The organism is Massilia sp. Masssp94 (assembly GCF_059491305.1).
Map to the genome: position 1 here is coordinate 1,119,845 of NZ_CP168501.1, position 25,411 is coordinate 1,145,255.

The 25,411-nt window shown below is 66.5% G+C and carries 21 protein-coding genes; 7 read left to right on the forward strand and 14 right to left on the reverse strand.

Annotation, left to right across the window (positions count from 1 at the left end; genetic code table 11):
* The first annotated feature begins 198 nt into the window (after nt 1–198).
* Nucleotides 199–612: an NINE protein gene (locus ACEN9G_RS04845; protein WP_413340368.1), complete on the forward strand. Its 414-nt coding sequence runs from the start codon at nt 199–201 to the stop codon at nt 610–612.
* A gap of 17 nt (nt 613–629) precedes the next feature.
* On the opposite strand, the gene ACEN9G_RS04850 is transcribed toward ACEN9G_RS04845, so the two are convergent.
* The 10 genes from ACEN9G_RS04850 to ACEN9G_RS04895 form a co-directional block, all read right to left on the reverse strand.
* The gene (locus tag ACEN9G_RS04850; RefSeq protein WP_483126442.1) at nt 630–1,373 is read right to left on the reverse strand and encodes a hypothetical protein; all 744 of its coding nucleotides are present in this window, start codon (nt 1,371–1,373) and stop codon (nt 630–632) included.
* Nucleotides 1,374–1,543: 170 nt separating this feature from the next.
* Entirely contained in the window at nt 1,544–3,334 is a 1,791-nt protein-coding gene (locus tag ACEN9G_RS04855) for an acyl-CoA dehydrogenase (protein WP_413341612.1), read from the reverse strand.
* A gap of 132 nt (nt 3,335–3,466) precedes the next feature.
* Complete coding sequence (locus ACEN9G_RS04860) at nt 3,467–4,399, reverse strand: electron transfer flavoprotein subunit alpha/FixB family protein (RefSeq protein ID WP_413341614.1); 933 nt, start codon at nt 4,397–4,399, stop codon at nt 3,467–3,469.
* A 13-nt stretch (nt 4,400–4,412) separates the two neighbouring features.
* On the reverse strand, nt 4,413–5,162 hold the full coding sequence (locus ACEN9G_RS04865) for an electron transfer flavoprotein subunit beta/FixA family protein (RefSeq protein ID WP_056129015.1): 750 nt from the start codon (nt 5,160–5,162) through the stop codon (nt 4,413–4,415).
* Nucleotides 5,163–5,363: 201 nt separating this feature from the next.
* A complete protein-coding gene (locus tag ACEN9G_RS04870) occupies nt 5,364–5,591 on the reverse strand; it encodes a sulfurtransferase TusA family protein (protein WP_036238555.1) in 228 nt (75 codons plus the stop codon).
* A 323-nt stretch (nt 5,592–5,914) separates the two neighbouring features.
* Nucleotides 5,915–8,530: an alanine--tRNA ligase gene (alaS, locus tag ACEN9G_RS04875; protein ID WP_413341616.1), complete on the reverse strand. Its 2,616-nt coding sequence runs from the start codon at nt 8,528–8,530 to the stop codon at nt 5,915–5,917.
* Nucleotides 8,531–8,644: 114 nt separating this feature from the next.
* Complete coding sequence (locus ACEN9G_RS04880; RefSeq protein ID WP_495605530.1) at nt 8,645–10,276, reverse strand: flagellinolysin; 1,632 nt, start codon at nt 10,274–10,276, stop codon at nt 8,645–8,647.
* Nucleotides 10,277–10,372: 96 nt separating this feature from the next.
* Nucleotides 10,373–11,125 (reverse strand): glycerophosphodiester phosphodiesterase, encoded by a 753-nt coding sequence (gene ugpQ, locus ACEN9G_RS04885; protein ID WP_483126443.1) that lies wholly within the window; start codon nt 11,123–11,125, stop codon nt 10,373–10,375.
* Nucleotides 11,126–11,146: 21 nt separating this feature from the next.
* A complete protein-coding gene (locus tag ACEN9G_RS04890; protein ID WP_413345261.1) occupies nt 11,147–11,488 on the reverse strand; it encodes a DUF1294 domain-containing protein in 342 nt (113 codons plus the stop codon).
* Between the two features lie 52 nt (nt 11,489–11,540).
* On the reverse strand, nt 11,541–12,506 hold the full coding sequence (locus tag ACEN9G_RS04895; RefSeq protein WP_413345263.1) for an alpha/beta fold hydrolase: 966 nt from the start codon (nt 12,504–12,506) through the stop codon (nt 11,541–11,543).
* 137 nt (nt 12,507–12,643) lie between these two features.
* Between ACEN9G_RS04895 and ACEN9G_RS04900 the strand changes: the two genes are divergently transcribed.
* The 3 genes from ACEN9G_RS04900 to ACEN9G_RS04910 all read left to right on the forward strand — a co-directional run bounded on the left by ACEN9G_RS04900 (nt 12,644) and on the right by ACEN9G_RS04910 (nt 16,084).
* Nucleotides 12,644–13,162 (forward strand): hypothetical protein, encoded by a 519-nt coding sequence (locus ACEN9G_RS04900; RefSeq protein ID WP_413345265.1) that lies wholly within the window; start codon nt 12,644–12,646, stop codon nt 13,160–13,162.
* A 31-nt stretch (nt 13,163–13,193) separates the two neighbouring features.
* Entirely contained in the window at nt 13,194–13,652 is a 459-nt protein-coding gene (locus ACEN9G_RS04905) for a DUF3597 domain-containing protein (protein ID WP_483126444.1), read from the forward strand.
* Between the two features lie 242 nt (nt 13,653–13,894).
* Nucleotides 13,895–16,084, forward strand: coding sequence for a glycoside hydrolase family 9 protein (locus tag ACEN9G_RS04910; RefSeq protein WP_413342938.1), 2,190 nt, complete (start codon nt 13,895–13,897; stop codon nt 16,082–16,084).
* 9 nt (nt 16,085–16,093) lie between these two features.
* On the opposite strand, the gene ACEN9G_RS04915 is transcribed toward ACEN9G_RS04910, so the two are convergent.
* Together ACEN9G_RS04915 and trpS are read right to left on the reverse strand one after the other, a co-directional pair.
* On the reverse strand, nt 16,094–17,143 hold the full coding sequence (locus tag ACEN9G_RS04915; protein ID WP_413342940.1) for a serine endopeptidase: 1,050 nt from the start codon (nt 17,141–17,143) through the stop codon (nt 16,094–16,096).
* 125 nt (nt 17,144–17,268) lie between these two features.
* Nucleotides 17,269–18,291: a tryptophan--tRNA ligase gene (trpS, locus tag ACEN9G_RS04920; protein ID WP_036238519.1), complete on the reverse strand. Its 1,023-nt coding sequence runs from the start codon at nt 18,289–18,291 to the stop codon at nt 17,269–17,271.
* Between the two features lie 301 nt (nt 18,292–18,592).
* Here trpS and ACEN9G_RS04925 point away from each other — a divergent pair, with 301 nt between their 5' ends.
* The 3 genes from ACEN9G_RS04925 to ACEN9G_RS04935 all read left to right on the forward strand — a co-directional run bounded on the left by ACEN9G_RS04925 (nt 18,593) and on the right by ACEN9G_RS04935 (nt 24,056).
* Nucleotides 18,593–20,854 (forward strand): family 1 glycosylhydrolase, encoded by a 2,262-nt coding sequence (locus ACEN9G_RS04925; protein ID WP_483126445.1) that lies wholly within the window; start codon nt 18,593–18,595, stop codon nt 20,852–20,854.
* 115 nt (nt 20,855–20,969) lie between these two features.
* The gene (locus ACEN9G_RS04930) at nt 20,970–22,751 is read left to right on the forward strand and encodes a cation:proton antiporter domain-containing protein (protein WP_483126446.1); all 1,782 of its coding nucleotides are present in this window, start codon (nt 20,970–20,972) and stop codon (nt 22,749–22,751) included.
* Nucleotides 22,752–22,787: 36 nt separating this feature from the next.
* The gene (locus ACEN9G_RS04935) at nt 22,788–24,056 is read left to right on the forward strand and encodes a CaiB/BaiF CoA transferase family protein (protein WP_413338429.1); all 1,269 of its coding nucleotides are present in this window, start codon (nt 22,788–22,790) and stop codon (nt 24,054–24,056) included.
* Between the two features lie 6 nt (nt 24,057–24,062).
* Here the strand turns inward: ACEN9G_RS04935 and ACEN9G_RS04940 are convergent, their stop codons facing one another.
* Nucleotides 24,063–24,383 (reverse strand): hypothetical protein, encoded by a 321-nt coding sequence (locus ACEN9G_RS04940; RefSeq protein WP_413338427.1) that lies wholly within the window; start codon nt 24,381–24,383, stop codon nt 24,063–24,065.
* A gap of 146 nt (nt 24,384–24,529) precedes the next feature.
* Nucleotides 24,530–25,408 (reverse strand): hypothetical protein, encoded by an 879-nt coding sequence (locus ACEN9G_RS04945; RefSeq protein WP_413338425.1) that lies wholly within the window; start codon nt 25,406–25,408, stop codon nt 24,530–24,532.
* Nucleotides 25,409–25,411 lie beyond the last annotated feature (3 nt).

Here is a 25,411-nt window from a genome sequence, read left to right on the forward strand (position 1 = left end):
TTCCAAAAGTAAGCTGGACGGAGAAAGCCGACGATTATAGCGCGCTCTATCCTGCATCAGCAAGCATTTACATAAAAACCAAGAACGCTGGCGCGCAGTCCCGGCCGAATCCAAGATTATCGCCGATTTCGCGACTCTCCGCCACTATGGCGGCCGCTTTTGGACGATACTGATGGCTTTCCTTTCAACAAACAGTCGATGTCGCAACATAAGAACAAGACCTTCGCCACCACCCTCGCCTTCCTGCTCGGCGGACTCGGCGCTCACCGCTTCTATCTCAAGGGCAGCGTCGACCGCCTCGGCCTGCTCCACGTCTGCAGCCTTCCGGCGGCCGGCCTCGTGTACGGCCTCGGCCACGCGCCGAATCCGTTCTGGGTCCTGCTGCCCCTGATCCTGTCCTGGCTCGTCGGCTTCGGCGAAGCACTGATCCTCGGCCTCACGCCGGACGAGAAATGGGATGCCCGCTACAACCGCAACTCCGGCCGCCGCTCCGCGTCGCACTGGTTCGTGATCCTGCTCGTCGTGGTCACGATGCTGGTGGGCACGACGGCACTCATCGCCACCATCTCGCGGCTGTTCGACCTGCTCTACACGGGCGGCGCGTACGGCTGACCAGCTCAGTATCAGCTTCACAGGCCGGTCGCGCTCCAGTCATACCGGGGCACCTGCACCGGCGGCGTGCCCGTCACGATCACGATCTCGCGGTGCGCGTTCAGCACGATCGTGGCGGGGTCGCCCGTGAAGCGCGTTACTTGTTCCTTGTCGATCACGTAATAGGTCGGCGTGCCGGGCAGCCCCGCCACCGCCGCGGTGCCGAGCGGCTGTCCCCACAAGGCAAAGAACTGCCCCAGCGTGAAGACCTTGGGCACATCCGTCTCGATGTGCAGGATGCCGGTGATGTCGTGGGTGTGCATTTCGTACGAACAGCCGCTGCCGCGCCCGATCGAATCCGGCAAGCCGAGCCGTACGCCGTCCTGGTAGATCGAAAGGAGCGCGTGGATGTGGTAATCCTCGTTCTTCGCGCACCCCACGCCGTCGACGACGGCCGTGCCCGTATGGCTCCACGCCGGCCAATGCGGGCTGCTGTCCAGGGTCGTATAGAGCTTGGAGTAGCCCGGCTCCAGCACGATGTCTGTCGGCGGCGCGGGATCGTCGGGCGGCTGCGGCGCCGGGGCGGGTGTCGGTGTCGGTGTCGGCGCCGGTGTCGGTGTCGGTGTCGGCGCGGGCGTGGGACTCGGCGCCGCCGGCGGATCGTTCGCGGCCGTCGTGGGGGTGGCGTCGCCGCCGCCGCCGCCGCCGCAGGCCACCAGCGCGCACAATGCGGCGCAGACGACGGCGATCGGTAATACCTTGCCAGGCTTCAGGGGATTCATGGGGCGCTCCTTCGATTGTGGATGCGACGAATCGATTCTAGGAGCGCCACTTACCCGTTACGCATGACGGGCATCAAACGCAGTGCAGCGGTCGGCAGTACGCAACAAATCGCCTGTTGCGGCCCATGAAAAAAGCGGCCCGCGGGCCGCTTCGAGATCACATCCAGCCGTCAGAACTGCTCGACGTCCAGCGCCAGCACGCCGGCGGCACCGTCCACGATCGCGTGGCGCAGTCCATCCGCCTGCGCCAGCACGTGGTCCGCGAAGAAGCGCGCGGTGGCGATCTTGGCGCGGTAGAACGCCGCGTCGCCATCGCCTGCGTCCAGCTTCTGGCGGGCCACGAGGGCCGCACGCGCCATCTGCCAGCCGCCCAGCACGACGCCGGCCAGCTTCAGATACAGCACGCTGCCCGCGAACACGGCACGCGGGTCGGCTTTCGTGTTCGCCACGACGTAGTCGACGACCGCTTCCAGCGCCGCGCTGCCGGCCGCCAGCTGCGCGCGGATTGCCGCCAAGTCCGCGTCCTGCGCATCGCCCAGCTGCGCCTCGGTCGCACGGACCTGCGCCAGGATGGACTTGGCCACGGCGCCGCCGTCGCGCACGGTCTTGCGTCCCACGAGGTCATTGGCCTGGATCGCGGTCGTGCCTTCATAGATCGTGAGGATCTTGGCGTCGCGGTAATGCTGCGCGGCGCCCGTCTCCTCGATGAAGCCCATGCCGCCATGCACCTGCACGCCGTCGCGGGCGACGTTCTCGCTCATCTCCGTCGACCAGCCCTTGATCACGGGGACGAGGTATTCGTACACGGCCAGGTTGGCCTTGCGGGTCGCTTCGTCCGGATGGCTGTGCGCGAGGTCCGAGAGGCCCGCGCCGACGTACGCCAGCGCGCGCGCCGCTTCCGTCTGCGCGCGCATCGACATCAGCATGCGGCGCACGTCCGGGTGGTGGATGATGGCGACGGGGCCGGCGGAACCTTCGACGGCGCGCGACTGCACGCGCTCCTTCGCGAACGCGACGGCCTGCTGGTACGCGCGCTCGGCCAGGCCGATACCCTGCATGCCGACGCCGAAGCGGGCCGCGTTCATCATGATGAACATGTATTCGAGGCCGCGGTTCTCTTCGCCGACGAGCGTGCCGATCGCGCCGCCATGGTCGCCGAACTGCAGCACCGCGGTCGGGCTCGCCTTGATGCCCAGCTTGTGCTCGATCGACACGCAGTGCACGTCGTTGCGCTCGCCCAGCGAACCGTCATCATTGACCATGAACTTCGGCACGATGAACAGCGAGATCCCCTTCACGCCCGGGGGCGCGTCCGGCGTGCGCGCCAGCACGAGGTGGATGATGTTCTCGGCCATGTCGTGCTCGCCGTAGGTGATGAAGATCTTGGTACCGAAGATTTTATAAGTGCCGTCGCCCTGCGGCACGGCGCGCGTGCGCACGGCGGCGAGGTCGGAACCGGCCTGCGGCTCCGTCAGGTTCATCGTGCCGGTCCACTTGCCGCTGATGAGCGGTTCGATGAAGCGCGTCTTCTGCTCGGCAGTACCGGCGGTCAGCAGCGCTTCGATGGCGCCGTCCGTCAGCAGGCCGACGAGGGCGAACGCGATGTTCGCGCTGTTGAGCATCTCGATGCACGGCGTGGCGACGAGTTTGGGCAGGCCCTGGCCGCCGAATTCGGCCGGGTGCTGCACGCCCTGCCAGCCGGCATCCGCGAAGCCGCGGAACGCTTCCTTGAAACCCTTCGACGTCGTGACCTGGCCGTCGTGCCAGTAGCTCGGCTCCTTGTCGCCGGAATGATTCAGCGGGGCGACGACTTCGCCGCAGAACTTCGCGTTCTCTTCCAGCACGGCTTCGACGGTGTCGGGCGTCGCGTCTTCGCAGCCGGGCAGTTGGTTGATCTCGGACAGGTTGGCCAGTTCGTTCACGACGAACAGCATGTCCTTCAGGGGGGCGTTGTAGGTCACCGCAGTCTCCTAGTTTCTCTTTACGTAAACGTCAATCGTCGGGCGCAAAAAAGGCGGGAACCCATACAAAATACACGCCGCAGTGACTACGTTTGATTCAGCATGGGTTCCCGCCTGCGCGGGAACGACGGTTTAGCCCAGTTCCTTGACCAGCGCCGGCACGACCTCGAACAGGTCGCCGACGATGCCGTAGTCGGCCACCGAGAAGATCGGCGCTTCCGGATCCTTGTTGATAGCGACGATGGTCTTCGAATCCTTCATGCCGGCGAGGTGCTGGATCGCGCCCGAGATACCGACGGCGATGTACAGCTGCGGGGCGACGATCTTGCCGGTCTGGCCCACCTGCCAGTCGTTCGGCACATAGCCCGCGTCGACGGCGGCACGCGATGCGCCCATCGCGGCGCCCAGCTTGTCGGCCAGCGGCTCCAGGATCTTGAAGTTGTCGCCCGAGCCCATGCCGCGGCCGCCGGAGACGACGACCTTGGCGCCGGTCAGTTCCGGACGGTCCGACTTGGCCAGCTCACGGCCGACGAACGACGATTTGCCCGAGTCCGCGACGGCGGCGACGGTTTCGACCGCGGCCGAACCACCTTCCGCTGCGGCGGCGTCGAAGCCGGTGCCGCGCACGGTGATGACTTTCACGTTGTCCGTCGACTGCACGGTGGCGATGGCGTTACCGGCGTAAATCGGACGCTCGAACGTGTCGGGCGAGTCGACCTTGGTGATTTCCGAGATCTGGGCGACGTCCAGCTTGGCAGCGACGCGCGGCAGCACGTTCTTGCCGAAGGCAGAAGCCGGGGCCAGGATGTGCGAGTAAGCGCCAGCCACGGCCAGGATCTGCTCGGCGACGTTCTCGGCGAGGCCGTCGGCGAATTGCGGCGCGTCGGCGACCAGCACTTTCGCCACGCCCGCGACCTTGGCGGCGGCTTCCGCGACGGCGCCGCAGCCGCTACCGGCGACGAGGATGTGGACGTCGCCGCCGCATTGCGCGGCCGCGGTGACGGTGTTCAGGGTGACAGCCTTCAGGTGGGCGTTGTCGTGTTCAGCAATGACGAGTGCGACCATGGTTATTCCTTAATTAGATGACTTTAGCTTCGGTGCGCAGCTTCGCAACCAGGGTCGCCACATCGGGCACCTTGACGCCGGCCGAACGCTTGGCCGGTTCGGCGACCTTGACGGTCTTCAGGCGCGGCGTGACGTCGACGCCCAGGTCTTCCGGCTTGACGGTCGTCAGCGGCTTTTTCTTGGCCTTCATGATGTTCGGCAGCGTGACATAGCGCGGCTCGTTCAGGCGCAGGTCGGTGGTGACGATGGCCGGCAGGCTCAGGGCCACGGTTTCCAGGCCGCCGTCCACTTCGCGGGTCACGGTGACCTTGCCGTCTTCCAGCACGACCTTCGACGCGAACGTCGCCTGCGGCCAGCCCAGCAGCGCAGCCAGCATCTGGCCGGTCTGGTTCGAATCGTCGTCGATCGCCTGCTTGCCCAGGATGATCAGTTGGGGCTGCTCTTCGACGGCCAGCGCCTTCAGTACCTTGGCGACGCCCAGCGGCTCGATCTCGGCACCGGTCTCGACCAGCACGCCGCGGTCGGCGCCGATCGCCATCGCGGTACGCAGGGTTTCCTGCGCCTGGGCCACGCCGCAGGTCACGGCCACGATCTCGGTGACCTTGCCGGCTTCCTTCAGGCGCGTGGCTTCTTCCACCGCGATCTCGTCGAACGGGTTCATCGACATCTTGACGTTGGCGATATCGACGCCGCTGCCGTCGGACTTGACGCGGACCTTGACGTTGTAGTCGACCACGCGTTTGACGGGTACCAGGACTTTCATAGTGTGCCTTTGAAAAATGGGTGAAAGACTAAAAATGATCCGAATTATAAGAGCAAATTCCGTTCAGGTCAGAATTAAAGCACGATCGTGCGTTTTTCGGTTAGAGGAAATACCCTAATCGTACTTGATTGTGCGTTAGCGGGTTTCCTTGCGGGTGCGGATGGAATGCCCGGTGTGCCGGGCTTCAGGAAAAGGCTGTCGTTATTTCCGGCGCAGCCAGAACGTGAATTCGCCGTTGATGTGCGTGTGCGCCAGCAGGGCGTTGCCCGTCTGCTTGGCGAACGCCTGGAAGTCGCGTACCGAACCGGTGTCGGTGGCGACGATGCGCAGCACCTCGCCACTGGCCAGTTCCGCGAGGGCCTTCTTGGCCTTAAGGATCGGCAGCGGGCAATTCAAGCCACGCGCATCCAGGTCCTTCTGGACCTCGATGGTGCCGGTGTCGATTATGGTTTCGCTCATCGATTGCCTGCTAGTTGGTAGGGCATGGACCCGATAGTACTCCAATTAGCCCATTATGACGCGCCGCACCAAAATTTGGTATCCGTGTTGCGTTGTAACAACGGCAATTACTTGACAGGCAGATAGAGATGAGGCGGAGATGACCGGATGAGAGGGATGCGGGGCCGACGGCTGTGCCGTCCACTTACACATCGAAACAAGAGTTGATTCAGCTCAAATCCCATTCGATTTACAGCGTACGCGCCGCCACAACATGCATATTGCGGCGGCGCGGTTACAACGCGCGATTACGGTTATGCGGAGACGCGCTCGCCGACCCAGCCGGCGACGCCCGCCAGCGCCTGCGGCAGCGCCGCGGGATCCGTACCGCCGGCCTGGGCCATGTCCGGACGGCCGCCGCCCTTGCCGCCCACCTGCTTGGCGACGAAGTTGACGAGATCGCCCGCCTTGACCTTGGACGTAGCGTCGGAGGTGACGCCGGCGATCAGACTGACCTTGCCCTCCAGCACCGACGCCAGCACGATGGCCGCCGTTCCAAGCTTGTCCTTCAGCTTGTCCATCGTCTCGCGGAGACTCCCAACGTCGGCGCCTTCCATCGTGGCGGCCAGCACCTTGATGCCGTTCACGTCGATGGCCTTCGTCACCAGTTCGTCGCCCTGGCCGGCAGCCAGCTTCGACTTCAGCGCGGCGATTTCCTTCTCCAGCGACTTGACCTGGTCCTGCACCTGGGCGATGCGCGACGGCAGTTCATCCGGGCTCGTCTTCAGCGCGCCGGCTGCTTCGTTCAGCTTGCGGTTGATCGATTGCACCAGGGCCAGAGCGCCCTCGCCCGTCACGGCTTCCACGCGGCGGATGCCGGCGGCCACACCCGATTCGGACACGATCTTGAACAGGCCGATGTCGCCCGTGCGGGTGACGTGCACGCCGCCGCACAGTTCCTTCGACGAGCCGATGTCCAGCACGCGCACGGTGTCGCCGTATTTCTCGCCGAACAGGGCCATGGCGCCATGCTTGATCGCATCGTCCATCGACATGTGCTGGGCCTGGGTCGCGTGATTCTCGAGAATTTCGCGATTCACGATGGTTTCCACCTGGGCGATCTGCTCGGCCGTCAGCGGCGCGTTGTGGCTGAAGTCGAAGCGGGTCTTGTCCGGATCGACCAGCGAGCCCTTCTGCTGCACGTGGCCGCCCAGCACTTCGCGCAGCGCCTTGTGCATCAGGTGCGTCGCCGAGTGGTTGCGGATCGTGCGGGCGCGCTTCACTTCATCGACTTGCGCGTCGACCATGTCGCCGACCTTCAGCGAGCCGGACTGCAGCACGCCGTGGTGGCCGAACACTTCCGCCTGGATCTTCAGCGTGTCTTCCACTTCGAACACGCCACCCTGCGCCTTCAGCAGGCCCTTGTCACCCACCTGGCCGCCGGACTCGGCGTAGAACGGGGTCGTGTCCAGCACGACGATGCCGTCCTGGCCCGCTTTCAGTTCCTGGACCGGTGCGCCGCCCGAGTACAGCGCGAGCACGCGGCTGTTGTGCACGAGGGCGTCGTAGCCGACGAAGGTCGTCTTCTCGCCCGAATACTCCACGTTGGCGGCCATCTTGAACTTGCCGGCGGCGCGGGCGGTCTTCTTCTGCTGCTCCATGGCGGCAGCGAAGCCTTCCTCGTCCAGCTTGATGCCGCGCTCGCGGCAGATGTCCGCGGTCAGGTCCAGCGGGAAGCCGTAGGTGTCGTACAGGGTGAACGCCGTGGCACCGTCGAGGTTCTGCGGATCCTTCGCGAGCTGCGCTTCCAGGATCTTCATGCCGTGCTCGAGGGTCTCGCCGAAGCGCTCTTCCTCGGCCTTCAGGGTCTGCATCACGCGCTCTTTCGCGTCGTGCAGTTCCGGGTAGGCGGCGCCCATCTCGATGTCGAGGTCTTCCACGAGCTTGTAGAAGAACGGCTTGGTCTGGCCCAGCTTGTGGCCATGACGCAGCGCGCGGCGGATGATGCGGCGCAGGACGTAGCCGTGGCCTTCGCTGCTCGGGATGATGCCGTCGACGATCATGAAGCTGGCGGCGCGGATGTGGTCGGCGATGACCTTCAGCGAGTTGTTCGCGAGGTCGGTCGCGCCGGTTTCGCGGGCGGCAGCCTTGATCAGGTTCTGGAACAGGTCGATCTCGTAGTTCGAGTGCACGTGCTGCAGCACGGCGGCCAGGCGCTCCAGGCCCATGCCGGTGTCGATCGACGGCTTCGGCAGCGGGGTCAGCACGCCGGCTTCGTCGCGGTTGAACTGCATGAACACGAGGTTCCAGATCTCGATGAAGCGGTCGCCGTCTTCTTCCGGCGAGCCCGGAGGACCGCCCCAGATCTCGGCGCCGTGGTCGTAGAAGATTTCCGTGCACGGACCGCACGGGCCGGTGTCGGCCATCTGCCAGAAGTTGTCCGATGCGTAGCGCGCGCCCTTGTTGTCGCCGATGCGGATGATGCGCTCCGTCGGGACACCGATTTCATTGGCCCAGATGCCGTAGGCTTCGTCGTCTTCGAAGTAGACGGTGATGGTCAGCTTTTCCGCCGGCAGGTTATAGACCTTGGTCAGCAGCTCCCAGGCAAAGTGGATGGCGTCGCGCTTGAAATAGTCGCCGAAGCTGAAATTGCCCAGCATTTCGAAGAACGTGTGGTGGCGCGCGGTGTAGCCGACGTTTTCCAGGTCGTTGTGCTTGCCGCCGGCGCGCACGCAGCGCTGTACGGTGGTGGCGCGCTTGTACGGACGCGTATCCAGGCCCAGGAACACGTCCTTGAACTGCACCATGCCGCTGTTGGTCAACAACATCGTCGGGTCGTTACCCGGCACGAGCGGGCTGGAGCGGACGATCGTGTGGCCTTTGGACTCAAAGAACTTGAGAAACTTTTCGCGTATTTCGGTGGATTTCATGTCGTAGGGGCGGATTCAGGCAGCTTGCTATATAAAGAAAATCGATTATAGCGTGGTATCGGCAGTTAACTGTACTTGTGCAATTTGCCGTTGCAGAAACGACAACAGCGCACGTCAGCGCAACAATGCCAGCACCGCCCTCGGCTCGCCATTGGCCTGGCTCAGCATGGCGGATGCCGCCTGCTGCAGGATCTGGGCGCGCGTCAGCCGGACCGCGGCCCCGGCATAGTCGACGTCCTCGATGCGGCTCTTCGCCGCCTCCAGGTTCATCGACATCGTCTGGTTGTTGCTGGCCGCGGCGTCCATGCGGTTGCTGTAGGCGCCCACCTGCACGCGCTGCTCGTTGACGGACGCGAGAGCGTCATCGATGTGCAGCAGCGCCACCGCCGGGTTGCGCATGTCCAGGTCAGCGAGGCCCAGCGCGCTGGCGTTCACGGCCGCGAACTCCATGTCGACCAGGTCGCCGGCGGACGCTCCGACCTGGATCTGCATCCGGTGCCTGCCCACACCCCCGCCGCCGATGTCCGGATACTCGACCTTGAAGTTGCGCAGCGGCCGGGCGGCCGTGCCGAAGCCGGATTCCGGCACGACGCCCCGCGCGTCGCGTGTCGGCCCGCCGTCCGCGTCGAGGCCGCCGATCGCGCCCGTGTCCGCATTCGCCAGGTTCATGCCCCCGATGAAGCCGGCGCCATTGGCGGCGAATTCCGTCATGAAGTCGCCGGTGCCCTGGTACTGCCCGCCCGTGACGGCCTTCAGCGCCGTGTCGAGGTCGGTCCCCTGGTGCCCGTTCAGGTAAGTCATCAGGCCCTTCATGCCGCCATCAACGCCCATCGATTTCAGCCGCTCATGCAGGTAGCGCGAGGCGACGTAGCCGCCTTCGTAGCTGAAGCCGCCGCCCGTGATCGTGTCGACGATGCCCTGCGCCGTCTGCCCGCCCGCCAGCGCACCGGCCACGCGTTCGTCGGCGCCATGGATCAGCTCGGCCGTGCCCTCGATGAACCACTGGGGAAGATTCATGCCGGTCGAGTGCAGCATGATCGCGTGCACCATCTCGTGCGCAATGACGCGGTCGTCGTACATCGGTCCGGTGCCGCCGTCCGGCGTGCTGATGTCGCTGAAATCGGCCATATCGATGTTCAGCGTGACGTCGTTGCCGAGCCCCGACGCGCCCGTGACGGACGCAAGCACGCCACTCTTGCCGTCCGTCGTGTCGAGGTTGATCTTCAGGGTCGAGCCATCGCCCTGCAGGCCGTAATACTGCTGGACCATGTCTTCGGCGGCGCTCAGCCAGCCGGCCTTGAGGCTGTCGAGCACGGCACGCTTCTTCTTGTCCTCGCTACCGCTCTCGGACGCCGGCGAAAAGATCGCCTGGCCATTGAACGAGGCGCCATTGCCCACCTGGGTGATCTGGGACAGGATCTGGTCCGCTTCCGCCTGCAACGTGTTGCGGTCGCTGTCCGTGTACGAGCCGTTGCCGGACGCCACCGCCAATTCGCGCAGGCGCTGCAGGCTGTCGTTAATGTTCGACAGCGCGCTGTCCGCCACCTGCAGCATCGACGTCGCGTCGTTGATGCCGCGCGAGGCCTGGCGCATCCCGGTCAGCTGCGACCTCATGCGGCCCGTGATGGCCTGGCCGGCCGGATCGTCCGCGGCGCTCGCGATGCCGGTGCCCGAGCTCAGGCGCGCGACGAGGCGCGTCACCTCGTTCGTGTGCTCCGCCAGCTTGCGCTGGGCGTTCAGGGACAACGATTGATTATTGATCGAAAGTGACATAAGGCCGTGACCGGGAGCCGAATGTCATTAACGACAAGACGTTACAATTCTTGAGGGAAAATTTTGGTTCTAGGAAAAATCAGGCGGGATGAGGTCGATCCGGTCCGTGCACAACCCGTCCACGCCCCAGCCGAACAGTTCGCGCGCCCGCGCCGGCGCGTTGACCGTGTAGCAGAACAGGCCGAAGCCGGCGGCTTTCACTTGCGCGGCGCCGGCCGCCGTCAGCCGCGTATGGTCGGTGTGGATCGCGACGGCGTCCAGCGCCCGCGCACGGGCTTCCCAATCCGGCGGCAACGCCTCCGTCAGCCAGGCGCGCGGGACCTGGGGCGCGGCCTCCCGGGCCGCCGCCAGCGCGGTCTCGCTGAACGACGACAGCAGCGGCACCTGCGCCATCCTGCCCGCGCCGATCTCGGCGGCGAACAGTGCGGCCGCCAGGCGCGCGACCACGGTGCCGGTCGCCTCGTCATGGCCGGGCACGGGCTTGATCTCGATGTTCATCCACACGCCGTGGGCCTTGCTATACTGCGCGAACTCGACGAACAGCGGCACCGGTTCGCCCTCGTATTCCGGACCGAACCACGAGCCCGCATCGCGCGCGGCGAGGTCGAGCGCATCGATGTCCGCCACCGATCCCCTCCCGGCCACCGTGCGGCCCAGCCTGGGGTCGTGCAGCACGACGGGGACGCCGTCGCGCGCCAGCATGACGTCGAATTCGATGGCGCGAAAACCCGCGTCCATGCCGCGGCGCAGTCCGGCCACCGTGTTTTCCGGCGCCAGCGTGCCGCCGCCGCGGTGGGCCAGGATCCTGGGGTAAGGCCACATGGTATTCCTTCCGAACGGTAGTCAGGCCGGCGCCAGCGCGCGCGCCAGCCAGCAGAAACCGGCCAGGTTGAGGCCGACGGTCAGCCAGAACCCCTGCCGGAACGGACGTTTCACGGTCTTGTGCCGCAGCCATTGCTGCGCCAGCAAGCCGCCCGGCCAGCCGCCGGCCAGCCCCAGCAGCAGCAAGTGCCGCTCGGGCGTGCGCCGGTCGCCGCGCCGCGCGGCCGCCTTGTCGCGCGCATACAGCGCGAAACAGGCGGCGCTCGCGAGCGCGTACGCGACGCCCACCGCGGCCGGCAGGCCGAGGGCCAGCGCGGCGTAGCCATACAGGCCAAAAAAGAACAGCAGCGGCGTATAGATCATGGCGCCAGCTTACGCGCCGGCGGCGCGGGTGTCCACCGGGCAAACCGACCCGTCAGGGCGTGGCCAGGAAGTCCGTGACGTCGCGCGTAAACCGGTCGGGCGCATCGAGGTACAGGAAGTGTCCGGCGCCCGCGTATTCGACGACGCGCGCATGCGGCAACGCCTGGCCCAGCGCGCGCTGGGCCGGCAGGCCGATCGCGTAGTCCGCGGCGCCGGCCAGCACGAGCACGGGCATCGTCACGCGTTCCGGATGGGCGAAGCGGTATTGCGTGAAGCCGCCGCCGAACAGCGCGTTGCCCAGTTCGCCCGTATTGCGCAGGCCGCTCTTCGCGTCGATGGCATCCTGGCGCTTGCCGACCAGCATGTCCGGGAACATCACTTCGTCGTTCACACGTTGGTGCAGGTCCGGTCCGACGGTGTTGAAGGCGTAGAAGCAGGCGTCAGGCGTCTCGTTGCGCGCCTTCGCCTCGGCGCGCGCCTTGTCGAGCCGGTCGCCGTAGTGCCGCGCGATGTAGTCCACGCGCGCCGCGCAGGCGGCCGGGATGTCCGAGGCGGCGCTCACGAGCACCATCTGCGCCACGTGTCCGGGGTATTTGGCCGCGTACTCGAGCGCCAGCGTGCCGCCGAACGAATGCCCCATCAGCGCGAGCTTGTCGACGCCGAGCGTCTTGCGCAGCGCCTCGATGTCGTCGACGAGGGCGGCGATCGAATAATCGCCGCGCCACGGGCGCTCGGAGCGGCCGCTGCCGCGCTGGTCGAGGTAGATCACCCGCAGTGTTTTCTCGAGTGCCGGACCGGCCTGGGCTTCGAAGCTGTAGCTGTTGTAGCCGGGGCCGCCGTGCAGGAACAGCAGCGGCGGCGCGCCCTTCGCGCCGTGGCCGGCGACCTTGTACCACAGGCGGACGTCGCCCACGACGACCTGGTGTTCGCCGGGCTGCATCGCGGCGGTGCCGGCGGCGTGGACGGATGTGCACAGGACGGCAGCGGCGAGCGCGGCCGAACGGAAGATGGTATGCATAGTCTCTCTCGGGCAAGTTGTTTTATTTATGTACAGCAATGCGGATTATAGATGCAGCCCCTCCGTTAGCGAACGTACGGAGGAATGCTCCGCGAACGCCTACCCTTGCGCTTCGAGGTTTCAACGTGGAGAACATCATGAGCTTTGATTTGGGCAACCTGTTGCAGCAATACCTGGGCGGAGCCAACCCGAACGCCAACCCGGCGCAGGCCGAGAGCGATTTCGACCACGTGGCGCAGAACGTGCCGCGCGCCACCGTCGCGCAGGGCGTGACGCAGGCGCTGCGCTCGGACCAGACACCGCCGTTTTCGCAGATGGTCGGCCAGCTGTTTGGCAACAGCAATCCCGACCAGCGCGCCGGCATGCTGAACCACCTGCTGGCCAATGTGGGACCGTCCGTGCTCGCATCCGTCGCGGGCGGCTCGCTCGGCAACCTGCTCGGCGCCGACCAGGCCCGCGTGTCGCCGGAACAGGCGAACCAGGTGTCGCCGGAACAGGTGCAGGAACTGGCCGCCAAGGCCGAGCAGCAAAATCCCGGCATCGTCGAACGCATGGGCGACTTCTATGCCGAACACCCGACCCTGGTCAAGGCCATCGGCGGCGCCGCACTGGCGATCGCACTTGGCCACATGGCCCAGGGCATGCAGCGCCACTGAGCGCATCCACCATCATCGAGAAGGAATCGACATGGGTATCCTGAGCAATATCTTCCACAAGATTTTCCCGTCCTCGCACCCGGCCGCGCAGAACAGCAGCCAGGCGGCCCCGGGCGCCCAGCAACGCGCGCCGCAGCCGACGCAGCCACCCGCGCAGCAACCGGCACAGCAGCCCGCGCAACAACCGCAGGCCGCGCCCGCGGCAAGCGCGCCGGCGGCGGCACCGATGCAGCAGGTCGACGTGGAAGCTGTCCTGAACAACATGCAGCAGCAATCCGGCCAACAGCTGAACTGGCGCACATCGATCGTCGACCTGCTGAAGCTGCTGGGCCTCGATTCCAGCCTGCAGGCACGCAAGGAACTGGCCGCCGAGCTGAACTATTCGGGCGATACCGGCGACTCGGCCAGCATGAACATCTGGCTGCACCGCCAGGTCATGAACAAGCTGGCGGCAAATGGCGGCAAGGTGCCGGCCGACCTCAAGGACTAACCTCCTCCCTCCCGCCGGCGGCGTCCATGCCGTCGGCGAATTTCATACCTCGAGTTGACGGTTTTCGGTCTGGCAGCGACGCCATGTCCCTCGCATAATCAACTCAACCATACATCCCCGATGACGCATCATCCGCTGCTTTCAGCGGCTTCAACGACGGCCGGCCGTTGAAGCCCGGCCTGCCCACGCCTGAACGGGACTGGCGCGACGAGCCCGGCCTGCACACGACAAAGAGAAAAACGATGGAGATCAAAAAAAGCGTACTGCTGACACTGGCAGCATTGAGCGCACCCGCGTGGGCACAAACGTGCCAACCCAGTACCACCACCCCGTACGTCAACATCAATGGCACGACGTCATGGGCAGTGACGTCGTCGCTCGCCCTGAACACCGGCTCGACCGTCGTCCTCGGGCCGCAACCGGCATCGGGCGGCACGTGGGCGTGGAGTGGTTGCGGCACATCGGGGGCGGCGCGCGAACAGACCATCAAGCTCACCAATACCGGCACCAGCGCCACCACCTGCACGGCCACGGCCACGTACACGAACAGCTGCGGCGCCAAGTCGACCCAGCAGTACAACTTCACGGTGTGGCCGGCGCAGGCGGCCAATGCCGGCAAGTACATCATGGTCGACCAGTTCGGCTACCTGACCAACGCGCGCAAGGTGGCGGTGCTGCGCATGCCCCGCGCCGGCTACGACGCGAACAGCCCCCAGTTCTGGCCGCAGCAGGTCAGCGTGGTGAACTCAGCCACGGGCGCGACCGTGTACACGTGGTGGCCCACGGAGTGGAACACGCGCGCCACCGATCCGTCGTCGGGCGACCAGGTCTGGCACTTCGACTTCAGCAACATCACGACGCCGGGCACGTATGAAATCGTCGATGCCGGCGGCCAGCGCTCGGCCCGCTTCGAGATCGGCGACAACGTCTACCGCAACGTGCTGGTCCAGGCCGTGCGCATGTTCTACTACCAGCGCCTGGGCCAGGCCCGCACCGCGAACAATGCCGGCCTGAACTGGGCCGACGGCGCCAGCAACCTCGGGCCGGGCCAGGATTCGCAGGCACGGCGCTTCCTCGATTCCGGCAACGCCGCCACGGCGCGCGACCTGCGCGGCGGCTGGGCCGACGCGGGCGATTACAACAAGTACACGAGCTGGGCGGCCGGCTACGCGGGCGAACTGATGGACGCCTATGTCCAGAATCCCACCGTGTTCACCGACGATTTCAATCTCCCGGAATCGTGGAACGGCATCCCGGACATCCTCGACGAAGCGAAGTGGGGCCTGGACTGGCTGAAGCGCATGCAGAACAGCGACGGCTCCGTGCTGTCCGTCGTCGGCGTCGTGGGTGCGAGCCCGCCGTCCTCGTCCACCGGCCCCAGCTACTACGGCGACGCCAGCACGACGGCCACGCTGGCGGCGGCCGCCGCGTTCGCGGAAGGCGCCAAGGTGCTGGGCAGCCTGAACAACGCGTCGCTGAACACGTATGCGGCCGACCTGCTGACGCGTGCGAAAAACGCGTGGAACTGGGCGCAGGCCAACCCGAACGTCCTGTTCTACAACAACGATGCGAACCGCGGCACCCAGGGCCTCGCCGTCGGCCAGCAGGAGACCGACGACAACGGACGCAAGTCGCTGAAGCTGATGGCTGCCGTCCGGCTGTTCGCCGCCACCGGCGATGCCACGTACAAGAGCTACGTCGACGCGAACTACACCGATGCGGCGATGTTCAAGAGCTGGAACCTGTCGGGCTTCAGCGCCGGCGACGCCCGCAACCTGCTGTACTACGCGTCGCTCCCGAACGCGACGTCCACCGTGGCCACCGCGATCCGTACGCAATTCCTCGACCTGTGGGGCCGCGCGGACTACGACGGCTGGGGCAAGGTCGATGCGCAGACGGACCCATACCGCGCCTTCATCGGCTCTTACACGTGGGCCAGCAACGCGGTCAAGGCGAACGCCGGCTCGCTGTTCGCGGAAGAAAGCTATTACGGCATCAGCCGCCACACGGCCGAGCAGGATGCCAATGCCGCGGCCGACTACGTGCACTACCTGCATGGCGTGAACCCGCTGGGCAAAGTCTACCTGTCGAACATGGTCAGCTTCGGCGCGGAGAATTCCGTCAACCGTCTGTGGCATACGTGGTTCACCCAGGGCACGCCGTGGAACGACGCCAAGCAGTCGCCGTACGGCCCGGCACCGGGCTACCTGGCTGGCGGTCCGGCGGGCACGCAGTACAACTGGGACAGCAACTGCCCGAACGTGTCGGCGCAGTGCGGCTCGGCCCCGCCGTCGCCGCCGTATGGCCAACCGTCGCAGAAGACCTATCTCGACTTCAACGACGGCTGGCCGCTGAACTCGTGGTCGGTCAGCGAGCCGTCGAACGGCTACCAGACGGCGTACATCCGCCTGCTGGCCCGCTTCGTGAAGTAAGCTCCCCGCTCAGTCCGCAAGGCTGACGTTGGCCGGCGTGCCGCACGAAAAGCAGTAGCGCGTGAAAGCATTCTTGCGCGTCGTGCACGCCGGGCAGCGGTCGAACAGGCCGATGCCGCAGTGCGGGCAATGGGCCAGGTGTTCGTCCTTGAAATTCGTCGCACGCTCGCACGACGGGCACACGCTCTTGGCGATGCGTTCCATCGCCACATCGTAGCGCATCGTCGTGCGGCGCTCGGCATCGGGCATGGCCTCCGCGGCCCGCTGGCGTTCCAGCCACGCGTGCAGCCAGCGGATCGCGTAGCGGCCCACGACGACCGTCACCACGATGCCCACGCCGTAGCGCACGTAGCCGCCGTAGCTGGGCAAGTAAGGCACCAGCTCGACGAAGAACGCGAACAGCGCGAAGAAGATGAAACCCCACGTGAACGGCCAGTACGTGCCGTTGCGCTTGTATTTGAACAGCGCGCCCGCGACCAGCAGCAGCGGCAGGGTCACGCCGAGGCGGATCAGGAAGACCTTGCGCGCGGCCCTGGCCGCGGCCTCGTTCGCGGCCTCGCGTGCCGGTTCCAGAAGCGCCTCGTAGGCCGCCGCGGCCTTCTGCTGGGCCTGTTTGGCGTCGAGTTCGACCTGTTCCTGGGCTTCGACTGCGGCGAGCGCGGCGCGTTCCGCTGCCACGAGTTTATCGAGTTCCCGGTTGCGCGCGATCAGTTCCGTGTCCTGGTCGGGGCGCGCCGTCACGTGGCGCGTCGCGATCCAGTTCTCGAAGGCGTCGCGCGCGCTTGTCGTGTTGGCCTGCGCCACGCGGTGTTTCTGCTGGGCCTGCTCCAGCGCCGCGTCCGCCGCTTCGCGCGTCTGCTGCGCCTGCTCGGCCGCGGCCCGCAGCGGGCCCGCCTTTGCGGGATCGAGAAATTGTTCGGCTGGGGGCACGGGCTCCAGGTACATCACGTTGTCGACGACCTGGTTGCCGAGCCCGATCAGGAATCCGGCGAAGACGAACGCGACGAGCCACAGCGCCCGGCGCATCCATTGTTCGGTCCAACGCAATCCTTTGCTCATGGTGCGGCTCCTTCATCGGTGGCGAAAGCCGCAGCTTGCCATCGATACACGAACCGGACCACAAGAAAGCGCAAGGCGATCACCTTGCGCTACCTCAAAGCGCGTTTTCCGCTACCCGCTGCGGTTTAGAAGTAGGACAGACCAAGCGCCTTGCGCACCTCGTCCGTCGTACGCGCCGCCACTTCGCGCGCCTTCATCGTGCCTTCCTTGAGGATTTGCATGACCTGGCCCTTGTCCTTGGCCAGTTCCTCGCGGCGGGCGCGGATCGGCGCCAGCATGTCCTGCAGGATGCCTTCCAGGCGCTTCTTGACGACGGAATCGCCCAGGCCGCCGCGCACGTAATGCGCCTTCATCTCGGCCAGGCCTTCCTTGTCCGTGTCGAACGCGTCCAGGTACAGGAACGCGACGTTGCCTTCCAGGTGGCCCGGGTCGGATACCTTCAGGTGCAGCGGGTCCGTGTAGACCATCTTGACGGCGGCACGGATCTCGTCGGCGGACGCGCCCAGGTTGATTGTATTGCCCAGCGACTTGCTCATCTTGGCCTTGCCGTCGATGCCCGGCAGGCGGCCGACTTCCGGCACGATCGCCTTGCACTCGACGAGGATGTCGCGGCCGGCGTTGCGGTTGAACTTGCGCACGATCTCGTTGCACTGCTCGATCATCGGGATCTGGTCCTCGCCGACCGGCACGATGGTCGCCTTGAACGCGCTGATGTCGGCGGCCTGGCTGGCCGGGTAGGTGAGGAAGCCGGCCGGGATGTCGCGCTCGAAGCCGCGCAGGATGATTTCCTGCTTGACGGTCGGGTTGCGCTCGAGGCGCGCGACGGTCACGAGGTTCAGGTAATAAAACGTCAGCTCGGCCAGTTCCGGGATCTGCGACTGGATCAGGATGGTCGATTTGGCGGGGTCGATCCCTACGGCAAGGTAATCGAGCGCCACCTCGATCACGTTCCGGTGTACCTTACCGATATCATCCATATTGTCCGTGAGCGCCTGGGCGTCCGCGAGCATGATGAACTGGCGATATTGGTCCTGGTAAGTGACGCGATTGCGCAGGCTGCCGACGAAGTGGCCGAGGTGCAGCGGCCCGGTGGGACGGTCGCCGGTGAGGATGATGGGCGTGGTAGCGGTAGGGGTTTGCAGACTCATCGAGTTTTCCTTGGGTGATTGACCGCCCTGCCTCGATCCTGCTGCGCCAACAAAAACGCCACCTTGGAATCGAGGCGGCGTTTCGGAATACCTATCCAATTCACTGGCCGCGCGCAATCAGCGGCGCCACCAGGTGAGAACAGGATGTGGATACGAAAAATTCATGGATGGCATGGTTGCAGGTTGACGCGTCGCTGTCAACCGCCACCACTCGAAAGCCAAAACGCTTCCCCGACTTTTTTGCCAGTTCGGGGCCATGCCGGATTTTTTGTTGCAATAAAACTAACAAGATTGGTGATTTATGGATTCTACGAAGAGCACGAACAGCCACGCCCGCCCTCTCGAACTGTGGGGCGGCCTCGAATGCACCGTCAACCGCGTCCGCGACGACTACTTCCACCAGCTCGACCGTAACGGCCACGCCTCCCGGGCCGACGACATCGCCCGTTTCGCTTCCCTCGGCATCCGCGCCATCCGCTACCCCGTGCTGTGGGAACGCACGGCGCCGGAAGGCATCCATGCCGCCGACTGGACCTGGCCCGACGAACGCCTGAACGCGCTCCGCGCCCACGGCGTCACGCCCATCGCGGGCCTGATCCACCACGGCAGCGGCCCCCGTCACACGAGCCTCGTCGACCCCGCGTTCGCGGAACAGCTGGCGGAATACGCCGGCGCCGTGGCCGCGCGCTATCCGTGGATCGAGTACTACACCCCCGTCAACGAACCGTGCACGACGGCCCGCTTCGCCGGGCTGTACGGCGTGTGGTATCCCCACGGCCGCGACGACCGCACGTTCGTGCAGGCCCTGCTGAACCAGTGCCGCGCCGTGGTGCTGGCGATGCGCGCCATCCGCGCCGTGAATCCGGACGCGAAACTGGTGCAGACGGACGATCTCGGCAAGACCTACAGCACGCCCGAGATGGCCAAAGTCGCCGAGTTCTACAACGAGCGCCGCTGGCTCGCGTGGGACCTGCTGTGCGGCATGGTCGGTCCCGAGCACGCCCTGTGGTCGTATCTGACGAAGACCGGTATTCCGGCCGAGGAATTCCTGTGGTTCCGCGACAACCCGTGCCCGCCGGACGTCATCGGCGTCAATTACTATGTGACGAGCGAGCGCTGGCTCGACCACCGTCCGGACCGCTATCCGGCGCACCACCGCGGCGTGGCCGACGGCATCCCGTGCGCCGACATCGAGGCCTCGCGCGCGCTCGCGACGCCCACGGCCGGCATCGCCCCGCTGCTGCACGAGATCTGGGACCGGTACCACATCCCGCTCGCCGTCACCGAGGCCCACATCGACGCCAACCGCGAAGACCAGTTGCGCTGGCTGCTGGAGATCTGGGAAGCGGGCAAGGAAGTGCGCGCGAACGGCGTCGACCTGCGCGCCGTCACCGTCTGGTCGCTGCTGGGCTCGTTCGACTGGAACAGCCTCGTCACCTGCAACAACGGTTATTACGAACCGGGCCCGTTCGACGTGCGCGCGCCGGAACCGCGTCCGACGGCCGTCGCGCGCATGATGCGGGAACTGTCGGCCGACGCGCCGCTGTCGCACCCGGTGCTGCGCGGCCAGGGCTGGTGGCGCCGGCCGGGCCGCTGGCTGTGCACGCCCGTCGCGACGCCCGATGCGCTGACGTCGATCACCGCCGACGGCCACACGCTCGTCGGCAAGGATGCGGCACCGATCCTGATCACGGGCGCGTCCGGCACACTGGGGCGCGCGTTCGCCCGCATCTGCCGCAAGCGCAACCTCGCGTACCGGCTGCTGTCGCGCCAGGACATGGACATCACGGACCCGGCCTCCGTCGAACGCGCGCTGGACAAGTACCGGCCCTGGGCCGTCGTCAACACGGCGGGCTACGTGCGCGTGGACGATGCCGAGCGCGACGCCGAGCGCTGCTTCCGCGAGAACGCGATCGGCCCCGCGATCCTGGCCGCCGCGTGCGCCCGCCACGGCGTGCACCTGACGACGTTCTCCAGCGACCTCGTGTTCGACGGCGCGCTCGACCGGCCGTACGTGGAAAGCGATGCGGTCGCGCCGCTGAACGTCTACGGCCGCAGCAAGGCCGAGGCCGAGCTGCGCGTGCAGGACAAGCACCCGGGCGCCCTCGTCGTGCGCACGAGCGCCTTCTTCGGCCCGTGGGACAAGTACAACTTCGTCACCCTCGCGCTGCAGACGCTGGAGCGGGGCGAACCGTTCCGCGCCGCGCGCGACATGGCCGTGTCGCCGACGTACGTGCCCGACCTCGTGCACGCCTGCCTGGACCTCGCGATCGACGGCGAGTCCGGCGTCTGGCACCTGGCCAACGTCGGCACGCTGACGTGGGCCGAGCTGGCCGAACAGGCGGCGGCGCGCGCGGGCGTTGACTCCAGCCGGCTGGAAGCCGTAGCGTCCGAGTCGTACGGCTTCGCGGCGCCGCGGCCGCGCTACACGGGGCTGCACAGCGAGCGCGGGATCCTGCTGCCGTCGCTGGACCATGCGCTGGGACGCTATCTCGAGCTGCGCAACGAGATCGACCAGGAGATGGAGGAAGTGATCCTGATGGCAGAGAGTCGGCAGGCGTGACGGCGGCACCGCGTGGGCACGGGGTGCCCACTCTACGATTTGTCGATGCCGTAGGGTGGGCTCCCCGAGCCCACGCGTTAAAATTGCCGGGATCCCTGTCCAATAAAGGCCATCCGTGCAAGAGCAACACGCCTTCCCCTTCCTGCGCGAAATCCTGTTATTCCTCGCCCTTGCCGGCATCCTGATCCCGCTGCTGCAGCGCCTGCGCATCAACCAGGTGCTGGGCTTCCTCGCCGTCGGCGCCCTCCTCGGCCCGTTCGGGCTCGGGCGCATGGCGCAGGATTTCGCGCCGCTCGGCCTGTTCACGTTCCCCAACAACGACAACGTCGCCATGCTCGCCGAGCTGGGCGTGTTGTTCCTCATGTTCATGATCGGCCTGGAGCTGTCCGCCGCGCGCCTGTGGGCCATGCGGCGCTGGGTGTTCGGCACCGGCAGCGCGCAGGTAGTGCTGTGCGCCGCACTGATCGGCGGTGCGGCGTATCTTCTGCTCGGCCAGCGGCTCGGCGCGGCGCTCGTGCTGGGCCTCGTGCTGTCGCTGTCGTCGACGGCCGTCGTGATGCAGTTGCTGGCCGAGAGCCAGCGCACCGCGAGCCCAGTCGGCCAGGCCGCGTTCGCCGTGCTGATGCTGCAGGATCTCGCCGTCGTGCCGATCCTGATCCTGATCGGGGCGCTCGGCAAGAACGAAGGCGGCGGCGCGAACGTCGCGTTGATCGCCCTGCTCGCGATGGCCAAGGCGGCCGTCGCCATCGCCCTCATCTACCTCGTCGGCGGCAAGGTCGTGCACCCGCTGTTCCGCGCGTTTGCCCGCCATCGCCAGCCGGACGTGTTCATGGCCCTGATCCTGCTGTCGACCTTCGGCATCGCCGCGCTGTCGCACCTGGCCGGCCTGTCGATGGCGCTCGGTGCGCTGATCGCCGGACTCCTTCTCGCGGAAACGGAATTCAAGCACGAGGTCGAGCTGATGGTCGAGCCGTTCAAGGGCCTGCTCATGGGGCTGTTCTTCATGACGGTCGGCATGGGCATGGACGCGCTGCAGATCCTGCACGCGCCGCTGTGGCTCGCGTGCGCCGTGCTGGGCCTCGTCCTGCTCAAGGGCCTCGTCGTCGCGCCGCTGCTGCGGCTCGGCGGCCTGCCGTGGGGCCGCGCGATCGAAGGCGGCCTGCTGCTGGGCCAGGGCGGCGAATTCGCGTTCATCGTGATCGGCTACGCGACCGCGTCGAAGCTGCTGGATGGCGCCCTCGGCGCGCGCGTGATGCTGGCCGTCGGCCTGTCGCTGTTCATCACGCCGCTGCTGGCGCGCATCGGCCATGCGATCGGCGAACGCTCGGCGGCGGAGCCCCGGGGCGCCGCGGCTCACCTGGCCGACAACGAACTCGATGCGGCGCGGGGCCGCGTGATCATCGCCGGTTTCGGACGCGTCGGCCAGCAGCTGGCCAAGCTGCTCGCGGCCCAGCAGATTCCCTACGTCGCGTTCGAGAACGACGCGAAGCTCGTCTCGCAGCTGCACGCGAACGGCGTGCCCGTTTATTTCGGCAACGCGGCGCGGCCGGAACTGCTGCGCCGCGTGCATGCGGACGAGGCGCCGGCAATCGTGCTGACGATGGATCATCCAGCCTCCGCGCTGCAGGCCGTGCGCGGCATCCGGCGCGAGTTCCCGCACGTGCAGTTGTACGCGCGCTCGCGCGACGAAAAACACGCACGCGCCCTCAAGCGGGCCGGTGCCAACGTCGTCGTGCCGGAGACGCTCGAAGCGAGCCTGCAGTTGTCGGCCTTCGTGCTCGAAGGGATGGGGCTGGACGAGCGCATGGTCGACGACATCGTCGACCGCGAACGCGACGCATTCGCCGCCGCGCTGGACGACGCCCGCTCGCGGGAGCGCGACGAGCGCGACGTATAATCCGCGCCGAGAACAACTCATCGAATCGGAGACCAGATGGCATTCATTCCGAACGGACCGCACAACGGTCCGGACAATCGCCTGCAGGGCGCGCTGGGCCACATCCGCGTGCTCGACCTGTCGCGCGTGCTGGCCGGGCCGTGGTGCTCGCAGAATCTCGCCGACCTTGGCGCCGACATCATCAAGATCGAGCGCCCCGGCGCCGGCGACGACACGCGCGCCTGGGGCCCGCCGTACGCGCCGGACGCCGATGGCCGGCCCACCACCGAAGCCGCCTACTACCTGTCGGCCAACCGCGGCAAGCGCTCGCTCACGGTCGACATCGCGAGCGAACCGGGCCAGGCGCTGCTGCGCGAACTGGTGCGCCATTGCGACGTCGTCATCGAGAACTTCAAGGTCGGCCACCTCAAGCGCTACGGCCTCGATTACGACACGCTGAAGGCCATCAGGCCGGACCTCGTGTACTGCTCGATCACGGGCTTCGGCCAGGACGGGCCGTACGCGCACCGCGCCGGCTACGACTTCCTGATCCAGGGCATGGGCGGGCTGATGTCGGTAACGGGCGAACGCGATGACCTGCCGGGTGGCGGCCCGCAGAAAGTGGGCGTCGCGCTGACGGACCTGATGACGGGCATGTACGCGACCGTCGCCGTGCTCGCCGCGCTGACCCACCGCGACCGCACCGGCGAAGGCCAGCACATCGACATGGCGCTGCTGGACACGCAGGTCGCGATGCTGGCGAACGTCGGCAGCAATTACCTGAACAGCGGCAAGCGGCCGACACGCTGGGGCAATGCGCACGCGAACATCGTGCCGTACCAGACGTTCGCGTGCAGCGACGGCCACATCATCGTCGCCGCCGGCAACGACGGCCAGTACCAGAAGTTCGTGGAAGCGGGCGGCCGCCCGGAACTGGCGCGCGACCCGCGCTTCGCCACCAATCCCGCACGCGTACAGAACCGCGACGTGCTCGTGCCGCTGCTGGCGGACATGGTACGCGAGCGGCCGCGCGCGGCGTGGATCGCGCTGCTGGAAGCCGTGGGCGTGCCGTGCGGTCCGATCAACGACCTGGACGAGGTGTTCGCCAACGAGCAGGTGCGCGCGCGCGGCATGGAGATCGCCCTGCCGCATCCGACCGCGGGGCAAGTGAAACTGGTGCGCAGCCCGATGCGCATGTCGGCCACGCCGGCCACGAGCGACAAGGCGCCGCCGCTGCTGGGCGAGCACACGGAGGAAGTCTTGCGCGACGTGCTGGGCAAGACCGACGCGGAGATCGCCGCCCTGCGCGAGGGCGGCGTCGTGTGAGGCCTGTCAGTGCAGCTTGTGCTTCAGGTCCGACAGTTCGGCATGCACGCGGGTCACCGCGGCTTCGACGTGGGCGGGCATCGTCGGCAGCGAGCGGCTGATGCGCTTGGCTTCGTCGCCCATGTCTTCCAGGCTGTCCACGCATTGCTGGATGCGCTGCTGGTCGTTCGACTGCATCACGCTCTGCGCCTGGCTGGCTTCGCGCGACAGTTTTTCGATGCAGTCGCGGATCTCGTTGGGCGCATCCTGCTGGCAGGCCTGCTGGGCTTCCTGAATGGTTTGCTGAATATGAGTGAATCGCTGCTGGATTTCGTTTGCTTGCAACATGACGTACTCCTTGCATTGATGGCTCGATACCGCATCCGCACGGGATGCGGGGCTGGAGCGTCATGGTAGCCCTGATGGGAATCGGGGGGCGCACGAACCGTATTGACGAGCTCAGCACCTGCCCCTTGAATTACCGGATTTGACGATCAGGGATATTCGGCGTCGATCTCCGAACCGGCATAGTTCTCGAGCTCCACGAACAGCTCCTTCAGCGGCACCTTGCCCGCGATGTTCTGCAGGAGGATGCTGTTGCGGTAGCTCTGGATGCGGTCGGCGATGATGGCCTGGTGCGCTGCCGGGATCTGTTCCAGCAGCGCCGCCCAGCCCGCGTCGAAGTCCGGCTTCGCCTTGCGGACCGTCTGCACGAAGCGCTCGAATTCCTTCTGCCCCGTGCGCGCGACGATGCGTCCGCCGCCTTCGACGCCGAAGATGATCGCGAGCGCGATCACGCCTTCCGCGTTCAGGTCCGGATCCTTGACGGGGCCTTCCCAATGGTGCCGGCGCAGCCATTGCGCGGCGCGCACGACGGCCTGCACGTCCCGGCGCTGCTTCAGCTGTCCCAGGTAGCGCTCGTAGCCGGACCACGTCTCGCCCGGGTCGGCCGTGCAAATGTCGACGAACAGCTCCTTCAGGCGCCGCGCCGAGTACACGGGGTCGTTGTCGAATTCCCCGATCAAGGTGTCCTCCGGCAGCGCCGCCAGGTCGCGGATCAGGCGGAAGCCCTGCTGGAACACGAATTCCGCGCCCTCGCCGAGCAGCACGTCGAGCGCGTCCAGGTCGCCCTGGGGATCATCCGTTTCAACAAGATGTTCCAGCCCCAGCGACACGCAGCCGATGCTCAGGAGCTGCGCGCGCTGGATGCCTTCGGCCGTGCGGTCGTTGGTGAACTTCTCGGCCACCATCGCCGTGATGCCGGCCAGCTCGTCGGCGAGGCCGGCCGCCTCGTCGGCATTGGCGTTCCCGGGAATCAGCCGGATCGCGCGGATCAGCCGGGGCAGTTTTTCGATGACGATAGCCGGCAGCATCGA